Source organism: Kaistella flava (ex Peng et al. 2021) (assembly GCF_015191005.1).
Taxonomy (GTDB): Bacteria; Bacteroidota; Bacteroidia; order Flavobacteriales; family Weeksellaceae; genus Kaistella; species Kaistella flava.
Window position 1 is genome coordinate 1,401,301 of record NZ_CP040442.1, and the last position, 15,182, is coordinate 1,416,482.

12 protein-coding genes and 1 pseudogene are annotated in these 15,182 nt (G+C 35.0%); 8 read left to right on the top strand and 5 right to left on the bottom strand.

Annotation, left to right across the window (positions count from 1 at the left end; all coding sequences use genetic code 11):
* Positions 1-20: 20 nt before the first annotated feature.
* Positions 21-2,186, bottom strand: a complete 2,166-nt coding sequence (locus tag Q73A0000_RS06410) for a zinc-dependent metalloprotease (RefSeq protein ID WP_193813246.1) — start codon at positions 2,184-2,186, stop codon at positions 21-23.
* A gap of 153 nt (positions 2,187-2,339) precedes the next feature.
* On the opposite strand from Q73A0000_RS06410, the gene Q73A0000_RS06415 reads away from it, so the two are divergent.
* From Q73A0000_RS06415 to gldG, 3 genes are all read left to right on the top strand, one after another.
* Positions 2,340-2,888, top strand: coding sequence for a CopD family protein (locus Q73A0000_RS06415; protein WP_193813247.1), 549 nt, complete (start codon positions 2,340-2,342; stop codon positions 2,886-2,888).
* 98 nt (positions 2,889-2,986) lie between these two features.
* Positions 2,987-3,715: an ABC transporter permease subunit gene (locus Q73A0000_RS06420; RefSeq protein ID WP_193813248.1), complete on the top strand. Its 729-nt coding sequence runs from the start codon at positions 2,987-2,989 to the stop codon at positions 3,713-3,715.
* Between the two features lie 24 nt (positions 3,716-3,739).
* The gene (gene gldG, locus Q73A0000_RS06425; protein ID WP_193813249.1) at positions 3,740-5,395 is read left to right on the top strand and encodes a gliding motility-associated ABC transporter substrate-binding protein GldG; all 1,656 of its coding nucleotides are present in this window, start codon (positions 3,740-3,742) and stop codon (positions 5,393-5,395) included.
* Positions 5,396-5,460: 65 nt separating this feature from the next.
* Here the strand turns inward: gldG and Q73A0000_RS06430 are convergent, their stop codons facing one another.
* The gene (locus Q73A0000_RS06430) at positions 5,461-5,889 is read right to left on the bottom strand and encodes a DUF4268 domain-containing protein (RefSeq protein ID WP_193813250.1); all 429 of its coding nucleotides are present in this window, start codon (positions 5,887-5,889) and stop codon (positions 5,461-5,463) included.
* Between the two features lie 237 nt (positions 5,890-6,126).
* On the opposite strand from Q73A0000_RS06430, the gene Q73A0000_RS06435 reads away from it, so the two are divergent.
* The 5 genes and pseudogenes from Q73A0000_RS06435 to Q73A0000_RS06455 all read left to right on the top strand — a co-directional run bounded on the left by Q73A0000_RS06435 (position 6,127) and on the right by Q73A0000_RS06455 (position 11,106).
* The gene (locus Q73A0000_RS06435; protein ID WP_193813251.1) at positions 6,127-6,534 is read left to right on the top strand and encodes an RrF2 family transcriptional regulator; all 408 of its coding nucleotides are present in this window, start codon (positions 6,127-6,129) and stop codon (positions 6,532-6,534) included.
* 89 nt (positions 6,535-6,623) lie between these two features.
* Positions 6,624-7,319, top strand: coding sequence for a phosphoadenylyl-sulfate reductase (locus tag Q73A0000_RS06440; RefSeq protein ID WP_193813252.1), 696 nt, complete (start codon positions 6,624-6,626; stop codon positions 7,317-7,319).
* A gap of 18 nt (positions 7,320-7,337) precedes the next feature.
* A pseudogene (gene cysD / locus Q73A0000_RS06445) lies at positions 7,338-8,246 on the top strand (sulfate adenylyltransferase subunit CysD).
* Positions 8,247-8,337: 91 nt separating this feature from the next.
* On the top strand, positions 8,338-9,576 hold the full coding sequence (locus Q73A0000_RS06450; RefSeq protein ID WP_193813253.1) for a sulfate adenylyltransferase subunit 1: 1,239 nt from the start codon (positions 8,338-8,340) through the stop codon (positions 9,574-9,576).
* A gap of 3 nt (positions 9,577-9,579) precedes the next feature.
* Positions 9,580-11,106 carry a TSUP family transporter gene (locus tag Q73A0000_RS06455; protein WP_244140828.1) on the top strand — a complete coding sequence of 509 codons (1,527 nt, stop codon included), beginning with the start codon at positions 9,580-9,582 and terminating at the stop codon, positions 11,104-11,106.
* A gap of 349 nt (positions 11,107-11,455) precedes the next feature.
* Here Q73A0000_RS06455 and Q73A0000_RS06460 read toward each other — a convergent pair whose 3' ends face one another.
* The 3 genes from Q73A0000_RS06460 to Q73A0000_RS06470 all read right to left on the bottom strand — a co-directional run bounded on the left by Q73A0000_RS06460 (position 11,456) and on the right by Q73A0000_RS06470 (position 15,120).
* Positions 11,456-11,863 carry a hypothetical protein gene (locus Q73A0000_RS06460; RefSeq protein WP_193813254.1) on the bottom strand — a complete coding sequence of 136 codons (408 nt, stop codon included), beginning with the start codon at positions 11,861-11,863 and terminating at the stop codon, positions 11,456-11,458.
* Between the two features lie 34 nt (positions 11,864-11,897).
* Complete coding sequence (gene kbl / locus Q73A0000_RS06465; protein ID WP_193813255.1) at positions 11,898-13,091, bottom strand: glycine C-acetyltransferase; 1,194 nt, start codon at positions 13,089-13,091, stop codon at positions 11,898-11,900.
* A 97-nt stretch (positions 13,092-13,188) separates the two neighbouring features.
* On the bottom strand, positions 13,189-15,120 hold the full coding sequence (locus Q73A0000_RS06470; protein WP_193813256.1) for a M1 family aminopeptidase: 1,932 nt from the start codon (positions 15,118-15,120) through the stop codon (positions 13,189-13,191).
* Positions 15,121-15,182: the final 62 nt, after the last annotated feature.

Sequence of the window (15,182 nt, forward strand, 5' to 3'; positions counted from 1 at the left end):
GCTTGTACTATAAATTCCTTTTAAGGTTTAATTATTTTCTTAATTACTGTTTCTTTTGTGGTTACAATACTCACCATATAAGTTCCGGCAGACATCGTAGAAAGATCTAATTTTTCCTGTAGTCCAGAAGATCTACTTACCGTTTTTACTAATTTACCTGAGGCATCAAACACTTGATAAGACAGGATTTGATCTTTAGAAGTAATAGTAAAGATTCCTTTGGTAGTAGTTGGCGAAATAGATACTGCATTCACACGTGAATTCTCACTTGTCGCCAAAGATTTACATTCAAAACTTGCAACCCAACCTGCAGCTGTAGTATTATTTCCATTTGGTATAAATCTAAACGTTATCGCACCAGTAGCATGGGTTGATTCAAATGGACCAGGAATAACAGTACCACTGATATTGGTTCCTCCCGGGAATCTAGGTGAAGCGATATTTGGGCCATCATAAACAATTACATTATCACCTTGATCTGTCGCAAACTTACTGAAAGTAATCTTTAACTTGTCTGTAGGATTTGTTGGATAAAAGGTCTTTACAAATGGCTGGTTGTCTAAATAATTATCATTTTCACCACCAGTATCTGTGAATTTTTTACCAGAACACCAGTCTGCATCGGTCATCAAAAGTTTTTCACTAGCAAAAGCTTCCGGCCCAGTACAGTCAGCTCCGACAGCAATGAGATAGAAAGAGGCTTCTTCTAAATTAGTAAAATTAAGTACTTTATTATCGCTAACTCCTGATTGCACTATTGTTCCATCAGGTTTAGAAAGTCTATACTTCCAACCTGCTCCTGTATTATCAGTAATCGTTGCAGAAAAAGAATTTTTAGTCGGTTCACTTACTGCCAAGCCAGAGATCGTACTGACACAAGAAGCGATACAATCTGTTCCTAAACATCCTTTTGAATTAATTCTGCTTCTGATTAAAGCACCTGGTTGTTCTCCAAATCCATTAGCAAAGTTAATTCCGACACTGCTTACCAAATGACAGTAACTCATAATTGTTCCGCCATCACCTGGTAACGGTCCACTTGCACAAGTTCCATTTCCTGCATTTCCCGAAGCTGGTCCACAACCGTCTATTCTTGTACTATTACCATTCCATGAACAATCATGCGTGTGAGGCGAACCTAAGTTATGGCCAATCTCATGAGTCATCGCTTCGATATTCCAAGAATAAGTAGGAACTTCATTATAACTAAAGTTTACTCCTGAATAAGAATAAGTATTGGATGAGCACAATACATCTAAATAAGCAATACTTGTGGTTGCAGGATTTCTAATTAATTGAGCAACATCGCCATTAAAAGAAGGACGCCCTGCTCTGAATTTACCTAAAATTACATCTGGCTGTCCAGTATAAGGATCGGTAGTTGTCCAAACAAATACTTCACTTAATGCAACCGTAATTCCGTCATTATCATACAATGTTGAAATGTTATTATGCATTGCAGTAACCCAATTGGTTGTCGTAGTAACATTAGAACCATTTTGAGTATAAGGTCCGTAACCTGCCTCATAATAAATTCTGACACAGTTCGACGTTTTTTTCGCCGTCATTGTTGCCGGATCATAGGGAGTTGAAAGCTTCTGATTCTCTACTAATTCATCCGTAGAACATGAAAAAGGATTCGCCCCTTTCAATTTCGCATCATTATAGGAAACAAAATTTTCAGAATTTCTAGCTTTTCCAATCACCACATTTCCTACATTTTTAATGGAAGTCACACCTACCACATCATTATTAAAGAAACTGATGGCAACTAATGATTCATTATCCCCTTTTACAATTCCGTGGTAGTAAACACCAGGCGTATAAGTTGTGTATCCTTTATCTGTATTAACTTTAAAATCATGAGTTAAGAAATTATTCTTAACCAATTCTACAGAAATAGTTTTTCCTTCAAAAGGGAACGTCATTTCTAAAGCTTCTGGTCTTTCAGAAGTAATTCTGTTGATTTCAGATTTATTTAATTTCATTACGGTAATATCTTCTGCAGCTGCTTTATATAAAGCTTGTTTCTGCGCAGATTGATCGACCGTAAATAAGTCATATTTAACAAATGATTTGTTTGCAAGTTTGGAGTCTTTAACTTTTTGCGCAACGGGCTTTAATTCTTGTGAAAACCCAAAAGCAAAGAATGCCAAACTGAAACACAATTGGAAAACTTTTTTCATAATGTTCATTATTTATTTTAATATTTTACAAAAAAACCAAAAAAAATCGGGATTACCTTTAAATATGAAAAATTTAACATAATTAAAAAGCTACAAAAAGCAAAATCCCAAATTATGAGATAAATCTATTATCTTTGCACCTAAATTTTTCAGATGCTTTATACCATTATCAAAGCCGTTCACATCATTTTCATGGTCAGTTATTTCGCAGGTATTTTTTACCTCGCGCGGATTTTTGTATACTATAAAGATACCGATGAATTCGAGGAGCAAAAAAAAATGATTCTTCGAGAACAATATGTTTTTATGGCGAGAAGATTATGGAATATCATTACCGTTCCTGCTGGCGTAATTATGTTGGTTACTGGTTTAACAATGATTTCCCTTAATTTTGGTTTAATGAAAACTCCTTGGTTTCATTTGAAATTAACCTTCCTGGTCGGACTTGCCATTTACCATTACTGGTGTTGGAAAAAAGTTTTACAGATCAAAAATCTTCACGGAAATATTCTGCCTATTGAAAACATCAAACTTCGTCAAGCCAATGAAATAGCGACTTTTATTTTATTTCTGGTGGTCTTCACTGTGATATTAAAATCGATGGTTATCGAATATTGGTGGCAATTAATCGTCGGATTTATCGTTTTGGTACTTTTGATTATGACCACGGTGAAGTTGGTGAATAAGAAGAAGAATAAGTAATTGGTAATAAGAAATGAGTAATTGTGAATGGTCAATAGTGAATGGTGCATTTTTACACCTTTAACCTCGCATCTCGAACCTCAAACTCAACCTAATATATGTTTGCAATATTTAAAAAAGAACTTTGGACTTATTTCGGAAACTGGAGCGCTTGGTTAATCATCGGTGCATTTAGTTTAATAGGAACGCTTTTCTTATTTTTCTTTGAAAATGATTCTAATATTTTCGACATTGGATCGGCAACTTTGCAGAGTTATTTTGTGCTTGTTCCGTGGCTTTTGATGTTTATTATTCCAGCAATTTCAATGAAGACTTTAGCGGAAGAACAACAATCAGGAACATTGAACTGGTTATTTTCGCAACCTATTAAAATATCAGAAATCATCATTGGTAAATTCTTATCAGTTTGGTTGGTTGGAATTTTATGTTTGTTGCCTTCGCTCGTTTATCTATACACCATTTATGTTTTAGGCGTTCCGGAAGGAAATATCGATCTAGGCGCAACCTTCGGAAGTTATTTTGGTTTAGTCATTCTCATTGCCGCTTTTTCTGCAGTCGGAATTCTAGCTTCATCTCTTTCCCAAAACCAAATCATGGCTTATTTGCTCGGCGTATTCATCTCTTTCTTTTTGTATTTCGGAATTGAACAATTGGCAAGTTATAAATTATTAGGCGGCGCAGATTATATTCTTTCAAATATTGGGTTTTATCAACATTTTCTAGCATTTACAAGAGGATTAATCGATACTCGAGATATCTTCTATTTCCTTTTAGTGATTGGAATTTGTTTATTCCTGGCCAAAATCTTTGTAGAAAAGAAAAAATAATTCAATTTTTTATCGCTTTTAAAAATGAACAAAAAAAACCTCATCTATAGTATTCTTGCTCTCGTTTTATTACTGGGAACTTTCGGTATTTTCTCGAAACGTTTCGATTTAACACAAGAGAAAAGATATACGCTTTCTGCTTCTACCATTAAAGTTTTGGAATCGGTTAAAAAACCATTGACTTTCAATGTTTATCTTGAAGGTGATTTCCCTGCAAGTTTCCGTCAGTTGCAAAACGAAACGAAATTCATGTTAGAAGAATTCCGAAAAGTCAATCCAAAAATCGATTATAAATTCATCGATCCGATTAAGACGAAAATGTCGAAAGATACCTTAGCCGCGATGGGAATGCAACCGTCGATTTTACCTGATATGAAAGAAGGTAAAATCTCTGAAATCGTGATGTTTCCGTATGCTGCAATTAAATACGGTTTGCATACAACTTCGATTCCGTTAATCGTTAATTTAAGTGGAATTAATGCTTCCGAACAATTGAGCAAATCGATTGAAAATTTGGAGTATAATTTTGTGTCCAGCATTAAATCGATAACGGCAGAACGCAAAAAAAATATCGGAATCCTCATTAATCAAGATGAACTTCGTCCAGATGAATTCCGGGGATTTATGGAAATGGCTTTGGAAAATTATAACGCCGGACCGATTATTCCAAAAAACCAAACGGAACTAACTTACGAAGATGTTCCGCAACTTCAGCACATGGATGCTTTGGTCATCGCAAAACCGAGAAAGGCTTTTACTGAAAATGAAAAGGTGATTCTGGATCAATATATCATGAACGGTGGAAAAACCTTGTGGATGATCGATGCCGTGAATGCTGAAATGGATACGCTTTTTCATTCTAAAAAAATAATGGCTTATCCGATGGATGTTAATTTAACCGATTTCTTTTTTAATTATGGAATTCGATTAAATGCTGGTTTGGTAAAGGATATGAAGAAATCTGCGCTCATCAGAATTGTATCTGGTGAAGTTGCTGGCAATCCACAATACAGCAGTTTTCTGTGGCCTTATTTTCCTTTGGGAATTGCTGAAAATAAAAATCCGATTACGAAAAATATCAATCCTGTTAAATTTGAATTTCCTACTTCAATTGATACTTTAGGAAGAAAAAACATTAAGACCAAAGTTTTGTTTGAATCGAGCGAAAGAACGAATATCAAACAAGTTCCTAATTACGTGGCTCTGGCAGAAATCGTTCGAACTGATTCCTTGAGTGAACTTGATAAACCAACTCAACCAAAGATTTATGCAGTAAGTTTAGAAGGGAAATTTAATTCTGCTTATGCAACCAGAAGCGAACGGAAAATCTATCCCAATTTCAAAGCACAAAGTCCGGAGAACAAAATGATTATTATCGCTGATGGTGATGTTGCTCGAAATCAAATTTACAAAGGAAACCCTCTCCCACTCGGCGAAGATTTATTAACCAAACAATCTTACGGCAACGAACAATTCTTAAGAAACGCACTCGATTTTCTTTTAGATGATTCTAATTTAATGGAACTTAGAAACAGAAATATCGAAGCAAGATTACTCGACCGACAAAGAATTGACGAAGAAAAAACCGATTGGCAATGGTTGAATTTACTGCTTCCTTTAGGAATTATTGGATTATTGGGCGGATTGTTTTATTGGTGGCGAAAGAGAAAATTTGAGTAATTAAAAAGACCTTCAAGGACAGTCTTGAAGGTCTTTTTTGTTAAAAATGAGAAAGAGAAATGGAATTAAACATCTTTTATAAAATCCTCATATTCATAAAAGACTCTTTCAAATCCGTCCATTTTTTCAACAAAAAACTCGAAGATTTCTTGCCATGTATTTTTATTATAAATGGAAACATTTTCTTTGGTAATCCAAAATCGGGAAATGACTTTTCCGTTTTCTAAAGTGTAGAATTCATCCTTGTGAATTTCGCCTAATTCTTCTTCTAAAATAGATTCAAGCGACCACATTTTTTCGAAATAAGCATTGCGAAAAATTTCATCGTTAATTTCTATATCTAGTGAAACTTCTGCTTTTTTAGCATCAGCATTAAATTTAAAGGCGAAATCTTTAACCTTGGTATGGTATAAAATCCACTTTCTGGGAAAACTTTTTCCAAAGGCGATCCAGAATTCTTTTCTAACTTGTTGTGCTTCTTCTTTGCTAAACATTCAAATAAATTTACGAAGTGCGAACTTAGTCAAAATATCATATTTTATGAAGTCTTAACGCATTATTTTTTTGAGCACACTGATTTACACGGATTTTTCTATTTTAAAAAAAATAGGATCAGCTCATTTTTACTAACTAAAAATTCATGTCCCGAAACTTCGGGATGGTTAAGAAATTCAATATGTTTGCTTTGATACTTTTTCTGTCTTCTAAAATCTTTTACTTAATTTTGCTTTATGCTATCCAAAAAATCCCAGTACGCACTCAGAGCCCTTTCCTATCTCGTTGGGAAAAAGAATGAAGGTCCAGTTTTGATTTCAGATATTGCAGCTGAGAAAAAAATCCCTTTAAAGTTTTTAGAAAATATTCTGCTTGAACTGAAAAAAGCCGAAATCCTCGACAGCAAAAAAGGAAAAGGCGGTGGTTATTTTTTCAATGCCAATCCGGCTGATGTTACGCTTGCCACGATTATTCGTTTGGTGAATGGGCCTATCGCGATGATTCCGTGTGTGAGTCTTAATTTTCATGAACAATGTCTGAATTGCAATCACGAACATTGCAGTTTACATGATGTTCTTATCGAAGTTCGTGACGCCTCTTTAGCGATTTTAGAAAAGAAAACTTTGCTGGATATTGCAGATTAATTCGATATCTTTTTATTTGATTTATTAGTCCACTAATTTGGTAGGATAATAAATTTATTGCAAATTTGCTGACATTAAATAAAGAAATAATGTTCTCAACAGAAGAAATTCAGCAAATAGAAACCCTTTCCCTCGAGCAAAGTCTTTCTAAATTGTGCGAGATGATTCCAGACGGAATTGTCTTTTCAACTTCTTTAGGTCAAGAAGACCAAATCATTACCGATGTTATTTTTAAAAATAAATTACCCATAAAAGTATTTACATTGGATACGGGAAGATTATTTTATGAACATTACGAGCTTCTTTCCAACAACAATTCCAAATACAAAATCAAAACAGAAGTCTATTTTCCGGAAGCAGATGATGTTGAAAAGTTTGTCAATGAAAAAGGAATTAACGGTTTTTTCCATTCTGTAGAAAACAGAAAAGAATGCTGCTATATCCGAAAAGTAAAACCCCTCAATCGTGCTTTGAAAGGTGCGAAAATTTGGATTACCGGACTACGAAGTGAACAATCTGAAAACCGACATTCTTTAAAAATGCTGGAATTGGACGAAACCAGACAACTTTATAAATTCAATCCACTACTCCACTGGACTTACGATGAGGTTTTAAAATATATTGATGAACATCAAATTATGGATTTACCTCTTCATAAAAAAGGCTTCATCAGCGTTGGTTGCAAACCGTGTACTAGAGCAATCGAACCCGGTGAAAATCCACGCGCTGGAAGATGGTGGTGGGAAGAATCTCAGAAAGAATGCGGTCTTCATTCAGAAAAATAAAAATTCTAAAACTCGATTATGTCAAAATATCATTTAAATGATCTGGAGCAATTAGAAGCGGAAAGCATTTATATCATGCGGGAAGTTGCGGCTCAATTTGAAAAACCAGCGTTATTATTCAGCGGTGGAAAAGATTCTATTTTGTTGGTTCATTTGGCGATGAAAGCCTTTGCACCGATGAAAATTCCTTTTCCATTAGTTCATATTGATACAGGTCATAATTTCCCGGAAGCCTTGGCTTACCGATATTTTTTAGCCAAAGAAATCGGAGCAGAATTAATTGTTAGAAAAGTTGAAGATACGATTCACAAACAAAAACTGACAGAACCTAAAGGAAAATTCGCTTCCCGAAATTGGTTGCAAACGCATACTTTATTAGAAACGATTGAAGAATTTCAATTCGATGCCTGTATTGGTGGCGCAAGACGTGATGAAGAAAAAGCCAGAGCCAAAGAATGATTTTTCTCTGTTCGGGACGATTTCGGACAATGGGATCCAAAACTTCAAAGACCAGAATTATGGAAAATCTATAACGGACGAATTCACAAAGGTGAAAATGTTCGGGTCTTCCCAATTTCAAACTGGACGGAACTTGATGTCTGGAACTATATTAAAAAAGAAAAGATTCAGTTACCATCAATCTACTTTTCACACGAGAGAGAAGTTTTGGAATATGAAGGTCAACTCATTGCCGTTTCAGATTTTATTCAAATTGATGAAGACGATGTTATCTCTACCAAAACCGTTCGATACAGAACTGTTGGTGATATGACCTGTACGGCAGCGGTAGAAAGTAATGCAGCGACTTTAGATGAAGTTGTTCAGGAAATTACCGCGTCAAGAATTTCGGAAAGAGGTGAAACCAGAATCGATGATAAAGTAACCGAAGCCGCAATGGAAGACCGAAAAAAAAGAGGCTATTTTTAATGAGCAATCAGTAATGAATAATGAGCAATTGGTAATAAGGAACTCAATTATTACTCAATACCAATTACTCATTGCTAATAAATAAGAAAACATGGATATATTAAGATTAATGACTGCTGGAAGTGTTGATGATGGTAAAAGCACCTTAATTGGCCGCCTTTTATACGACAGCAAAAGTATTCTGGTCGATCAACTGGAAGCCTTGGAAAAACAGTCTAAAAATAAAAATTCAGACGGAATCGATTTAGCGATTCTTACCGACGGTTTGCGTGCCGAACGAGAACAGGGAATCACCATCGATGTGGCGTACCGATATTTCTCGACACCGAATCGGAAATTTATTATTGCAGATGCTCCCGGTCACGTTCAATACACGCGTAACATGATTACCGGCGCGTCGAATTCTGATTTGATGATTATCCTTATCGATGCACGACAAGGCGTTATTGAGCAAACCAGAAGACACAGTATCATCGCTTCTCTTTTGAAAATTAAGCACGTCGTCATCGCGGTGAATAAAATGGATTTGGTTAATTATTCAGAAGAAGTTTTTGAAAATATTAAAACAGATTATCTGGAAATTGCTAAAAAACTGAACCTCAGCAATATTCAGTTTTTCCCGATTTCTGCTTTAGATGGAGATAATATTGTCGACCGCTCTACCAAAATGCCTTGGTTTAAAGAAAATTCTTTATTAGAATATTTGGAGCAAATTGAAATCAATAAAGAAATTAATCTGGAAGATACTCGCTTTCAAGTACAGTTTGTCATTCGTCCGCAAACCGAAGAATTCCATGATTATCGAGGTTACGCAGGAGAAATCGTAAGTGGAATTTATAAAAAAGGAGATCGCATAAAAGTGCTTCCGCAAAATATAGAAACCACTATTTCTAAAGTTGAAACTGGCGGAAAAGAAGTCGATGAAGTTTTTGCGCCACAACCTGCCGTGATTCATATTGAAGATGATATCGATATTTCGCGTGGTGATTATTTTGTTCATGCAGATCAAATTCCAAACGTGGCTAATGAATTCGAAGCGTTGGTTTGTTGGATGGATCATAAAGAATTAGTTCCCGGAAATAAATACTTTCTCCAACATAGAAGCAAATTGATTAAAACCATTATCAAAGAAATCGATTATAAATTAGATGTGAATTCTTTAGAGAAAACTCCAACTGACTCCGTAAAACTGAATGAAGTTGTACGAGTTACTATAAAAACCGCGAGTCCGTTGGTTTTCGATTCTTTTGAAAAAAATAAAGGAACAGGAAGTGCCATTTTGGTTGATGAAACCAGCAATTCAACTGTTGGCGCGGTAATGATTCTATAATCCATGACCGAAGTTCAACCTAATAATATGCATCCGATATTCCTTAATTTGGAAAGGATTCCCGTATTATTGGTTGGACATGATGAATTGATTTTAAAGGCAGTAAAACAAATCTGTCGAAATTCCATCCATTGTAAAATCAAAATTTTTGACGAAAATATTTCAGAAGAAATCATTCAATTTTCTTCGGACAAATCCAATATCATTCTTTACCATCGAAAAATGGAAGAAGATGATTTTCAGAATTTTGCCTTATTAATAATTTCTACTGAAGATCATGAATACGAAGAACACCTTCTTCAACTTTCTCAAAATAAAAATATCCTCATCAACGTCATCGAGAAACCACAAATCAGTGATTTCTCTTTGGTTTCTGTTATTAAAAAGGAAAATATAAAATTGGGAATTTCTTCAAATGATTATTCACCAGAAGTTCAGGAAAGAATCAACCGAATTATCGAACACAGCATTCCATCTGATCTTGAGGAGTTTATTGAAAAATTGAAATTCGCCTACAAAAACCCTTTAATGAACCGAGATGATGAACTGAAATCGCTCGATACGATTACGGCTGATTATCTTGATCAGAAACAAAAACGTCCTCTTGCCAATTCAGAATTCGAAAATTTAGAAAAAATAACGAAAGCGGTTCGCCGTCGTTCTAATATCTATCTTGGTATTATCGGCGTCATGGTTTTAATTGGTGTTCTTTCTTATATTCTTTTTGAATTTCAATTATTCCCAGACATTAATGCATTTCTAAATGCTGACAATCATATTTTCTATAAAATGTTGGCGGTTGGTTTCGTCGCAGAATTGGTTGTCGGGAGTACGGGAATGGGTTATGGAATTATTTGTACCACGATTCTTTTGATGCTGAATATTGCGCCGCCAATCATTAGTGCAAGTATTCACTCGGCAGAAACATTTACGTCTGCAGCAGGAAGCATCAGCCATTTCCGATTAAAGAATGTGAATATGAAGTTGGTAAAAGCCTTAGCGATTCCAGCAATTATTGGTGCGATTATCGGCGCATTATCACTTACTTATTTCGGGCAACATTATGCTCCTATTGTAAAACCAATTATTTCCTGTTATACTTTATATCTCGGAATTAACATTTTACGAAACGCTTTTAAAAATAATAGAAAGGAAAAACGAATTCAGAAATCCGGACGAAACATCAAAATTTTAGGATTGTTTGGCGGTTTTATCGATTCGTTTACCGGCGGCGGTTGGGGACCGATGGTTACCGGAACTTTATTAAAAGACGGACGAACGCCAAGATACGTGATTGGGAGTTCTACGCTATCAAAATTTATTTTGACCATTACCAGCGCAATCACTTTTGTAATAACGATTGGTATTCAGCATTGGAATATTGTTCTCGGACTTTTGATTGGTGGAATCGTTACGGCACCTTTTGCAGCAATGCTTACGAGCAGAATTCCGATTAAGAAAATGTTTGTGGTTATTGGTATTCTTATAATTACTTTGAGTGTTATTTCGATTGTAAAATCGTTGAGTTAGAGTAATTTTTTTTTTAACCACAAAAGTCACAAAAGTTTTTGATTTCTGAAGTTTAAAATAATGCTGATGAAAAGTTCATAAAATATTTCTTGAAAATTTTTAACCGCAAAAGATCCAAAAGGTTTATTTATCAGGACATTCAAAAGGTTGCAAAAGATACATGGAATAACGCTCTTAATTATTTACATTCTTTTGTACTATTTTTTTTCAATTGCCTTTTGCTTCTTTTGCGGTTAAAATAAAAAAACCTTCCATTACAGAAGGTTTTTAAATATATTTTGCAACAATTAACTTATTGCGAATTTCTAGGACTATAATTTAAATAAAAACAGACTTCATTTAAATTGATTTAATAATGATAAGAAATACTGTCTAAAGGTTTCCCTCGGTTATATTTTTTTATATAAATCAATTTCCCTTTTTCATTATAGTGTTTCCAATCGCCAGAATAAAACCAGTGGATAAAATCATCGGTAACTTCAGTTGTCGATTGTCCTTTTATCTTCGTTTTTCCGTTAGGATGAAAAATTCTTGTCTTGATGATATCTTTCCTATAAACGTCTTTTTGATAATTCGTATTATCAATCGACGTAAACCAAACACCAACTTTATTACCCTTTCTATATTTTCCTTTTGAAACAAAATCTCCCTGCTCGGTAGAATTAGTTTCTATCCATTTGCCATTTCTTTTTTGAATCTTGTCTTCCTTTACATATTGATTAATTCTCGCAGGACCACAAGATACCACGGACACCATTATAATTAAAAGAAAACATTTTAGATTCATAGAATTAAATAACTCCTAAATCCTTTCCTACTTTTTCGAAAGCTTCAATTGCTTTGTCTAAGTGTTCTCTGGTATGAGATGCAGAAAGTTGAACTCTGATTCTCGCTTTTCCTTTTGGTACAACCGGGAAGAAAAATCCGATAACGTAAATTCCTTCTTCCATTAAATGTTCCGCCATTTTTTGGGCTAAAGGTGCGTCGTACAACATTACCGGAACAATCGCTGCATCACCGTCAGGAATGTCAAAACCTTTGGCTTTCATTTCTTTTCTAAAGTATTCTGCGTTTTCCATTACCTGATCTCTCAAAGTTGTGTCGTCGGAAATCATGTCCAACACTTTAATCGCTGCACCAACGATTCCAGGAGCCAAAGAATTCGAGAATAAATAAGGTCTGGAACGCTGTCTCAACATATCGATGATTTCTTTTTTACCGGAAGTAAATCCGCCAAGCGCGCCGCCTAATGCTTTTCCTAAGGTTGAAGTAATGATATCTACTCTACCCATTACATCGTTTGCTTCATGAGTTCCACGACCGGTTTTACCGATGAATCCTGTAGCGTGAGAATCGTCAACCATTACCAAACAGTCGTATTTATCTGCTAAATCACAAAGTCCTTTCAAATCAGCAACAATTCCGTCCATTGAGAAAACACCGTCTGTAACGATGATTTTAAAACGGTGGTCTTTTTTGGAAGCTTCAATTAACTGCTCTTCCAAATCTGCCATATTATTATTTTTAAAACGGTATCTCGCAGCTTTACACAAACGAACACCATCAATAATTGAAGCGTGGTTTAATTCATCAGAAATAATTGCATCCTGATCGGTAAACAATGGCTCGAAAACTCCACCATTTGCATCAAAACATGCAGCATATAAAATCGTGTCTTCTAAACCGAGGAAATTAGAAATCTTCGCTTCCAGTTCTTTATGAATATCCTGAGTTCCGCAGATGAAACGTACCGAAGACATTCCGTAGCCGTGGCTTTCGATCATATCTTGCGATGCTTTCATCACTTCTTTATTATTAGACAATCCCAAATAGTTATTGGCACAGAAATTTAAAAGTGTTTTTCCGTTGGCTTCAATCACCGCAGATTGCTGTGAAGTGATGATTCGCTCGTTTTTGAACAAGCCGTCGTTTTTAATATTTTGAAGTTCGTTCTGTAAATTTTCCAGATAATTTTTAGAAATCATATTTAATTATTTTGAATCGCTAAAATACGAAAAAAAGCACTCTTTCAAGTGCTTTTCTAATTTTGTTATTAATAACATAAGGTTAAATTCAACGCTTTTATTCTTTAATAAATTTCAAATTCTTTTCTGCAATTTTTAACAGATAAACTCCTTTTGGAAGCGTATTTACACCGATTGAATTTTTACACGAAATCGTTCCTGACTTCACCAACTTACCATCAATACTGAAAATCTCATACGACTCATCTTTAGTAATTCCATCTACAGAAAGTTGGTCCTTCACTGGATTTGGATAAATTCTGATTTCATTTTTAGAAGCATCATTTACCGCGAGAATCGAAGTATCTTTCGTTACTGTTGAACCTTTGGTAATAATCTGATTTTCATAATTAAACTGAACTGAAGCCACCGTGAAAGTCAAAGCTTCGGCAAAATTTTGATTATTTGAATTATTGTTTAAAACTAAATAAGCAACTTGCCCGGCAGTTCCGTTTACTTTAATGGGTAAAGGCATTTTAAAGAAACTAACAGAAGGATGGCTTTGAGTTTGACCCACTTTAAATCTCAAAACTTTATCTGTAGTTTGATTCCATTTTATTTGATAAGTCGGATATCCCTGACCGTAAATCCAGTCGTTGAAAAATTCGGTAAAATCTTTTCCTGTAGATTGTAATAATGAATTCTTTAAATCATCTGTTCGCACATAATTATAGGCAAGATTTGGACGGGAATGATACTCTTTTAAAGCTTGATAAAAAACGGCATCACCTAAAATCCATTTAAGCATTCGAACGACATAACCACCTTTCGAATAAGTTAATCTGCTGTCAAAAACGGCATTGGTGCTTCCTAAATTAGCATCGTTAACGTAAACACTCCCGCCAGCAGAACTTGTAACAAAATTCATTTCATCCGAAAGAAAAGACATAAACTGACTGTTAGTCATTAATAACTTTTCATTGGCAAGATGCGCTCCGAAAGTTGCGAAACCTTCATTAAGCCAAATGTCATTCCATGCTCCAGTAGTCACTTTGTCGCCAAACCATTGATGGGCAAGTTCATGTGCAATAAGACTTTTACTAAAGCCGCCCATTGACGACATGGTTGAATGCTCCATTCCACCGCCCCAGCCAAATTCCATGTGACCGTATTTTTCATTTCGGTAAGGATATGGGCCAAAATTTTCTTCGAAAACATTCATAATATCTTTGGTCCAATTGATATTCGCCATCGTTGAAGAATTGTTTGCTGTAGAAGGATAAACATAATTCACAAACGGAAAAGGTGGCGTTCCCATCACATCATTAAACTTCGTATAATTCGTAATTCCCAAAGCCACTAAATAAGCGGGAATCGGATAATTGGTTTGCCAAAAAGTCAATTTTTTATTTCCTGGCAACATTGTTTCAGAAAATAACTTTCCATTAGAAGCTACATTATATTGATTTGGAGTAGTAATCTTAATATCAAGTTTTTCAATTTTATCATTCATACTCTGTTTGGTCGGAAACCATTCCTGCGCACCGTAAGGTTCTGAAAGGGTAAATAGAACAGGCTTTCCTCCCTGAGTTGAAGTGGTGAAAGCATCTCCCGCACTACCAGAAGTATCAGGTGCACCAGAATATTTAATCGTAAGTGAATCTAAAGTTGCCGACGCGAGCGACGTTGGAAAGTCGATTTTTATTTCCTTCGTTGGTAATTGCGTGAATGATAAATTCGTACCATGGTATTTCACTTCGGAAACCGTCAGCACATTAGAAAAGTCAAAATAGATACTGGAAATATTTTGATTCGGAACGAAATGGCTCGTTACTGTTCCACTCACAAAATATTGTGCTGGATCTAGATTCAAGTCCAATCTTTGATATCTCAAATCATAATTCAAAGTGTTTGGATTCACGTTGTAGTTAATCATTTTCGTATATCGCCGAGCCTCATTTCTGATCATACTTTTTCTTTCGGCCTCTTCGTTTTGTCCAAAAACCTGAACGAAAGCGAACATTATTACAAGTACATAAAATTGTTTCATTGATTAAATTATTTACCGTTAAAGATAAAAAAAACCTTTCAATAATTATTGAAAGGTAAATA

What these genes read in the sequence shown, in the direction of transcription:
- Q73A0000_RS06420 (WP_193813248.1), top strand. Translation starts at nt 2,987, where the DNA reads ATGTTTGCAATATTTAAAAAAGAACTTTGGACTTATTTCGGAAACTGG.
- kbl (WP_193813255.1), bottom strand. Translation starts at nt 13,091, where the DNA reads ATGATTTCTAAAAATTATCTGGAAAATTTACAGAACGAACTTCAAAAT.
- Q73A0000_RS06415 (WP_193813247.1), top strand. Translation starts at nt 2,340, where the DNA reads ATGCTTTATACCATTATCAAAGCCGTTCACATCATTTTCATGGTCAGT.
- Q73A0000_RS06440 (WP_193813252.1), top strand. Translation starts at nt 6,624, where the DNA reads ATGTTCTCAACAGAAGAAATTCAGCAAATAGAAACCCTTTCCCTCGAG.
- Q73A0000_RS06460 (WP_193813254.1), bottom strand. Translation starts at nt 11,863, where the DNA reads ATGGTGTCCGTGGTATCTTGTGGTCCTGCGAGAATTAATCAATATGTA.
- gldG (WP_193813249.1), top strand. Translation starts at nt 3,740, where the DNA reads ATGAACAAAAAAAACCTCATCTATAGTATTCTTGCTCTCGTTTTATTA.
- Q73A0000_RS06435 (WP_193813251.1), top strand. Translation starts at nt 6,127, where the DNA reads ATGCTATCCAAAAAATCCCAGTACGCACTCAGAGCCCTTTCCTATCTC.
- Q73A0000_RS06470 (WP_193813256.1), bottom strand. Translation starts at nt 15,120, where the DNA reads ATGAAACAATTTTATGTACTTGTAATAATGTTCGCTTTCGTTCAGGTT.
- Q73A0000_RS06410 (WP_193813246.1), bottom strand. Translation starts at nt 2,186, where the DNA reads ATGAAAAAAGTTTTCCAATTGTGTTTCAGTTTGGCATTCTTTGCTTTT.
- Q73A0000_RS06430 (WP_193813250.1), bottom strand. Translation starts at nt 5,889, where the DNA reads ATGTTTAGCAAAGAAGAAGCACAACAAGTTAGAAAAGAATTCTGGATC.
- Q73A0000_RS06455 (WP_244140828.1), top strand. Translation starts at nt 9,580, where the DNA reads ATGACCGAAGTTCAACCTAATAATATGCATCCGATATTCCTTAATTTG.
- Q73A0000_RS06450 (WP_193813253.1), top strand. Translation starts at nt 8,338, where the DNA reads ATGGATATATTAAGATTAATGACTGCTGGAAGTGTTGATGATGGTAAA.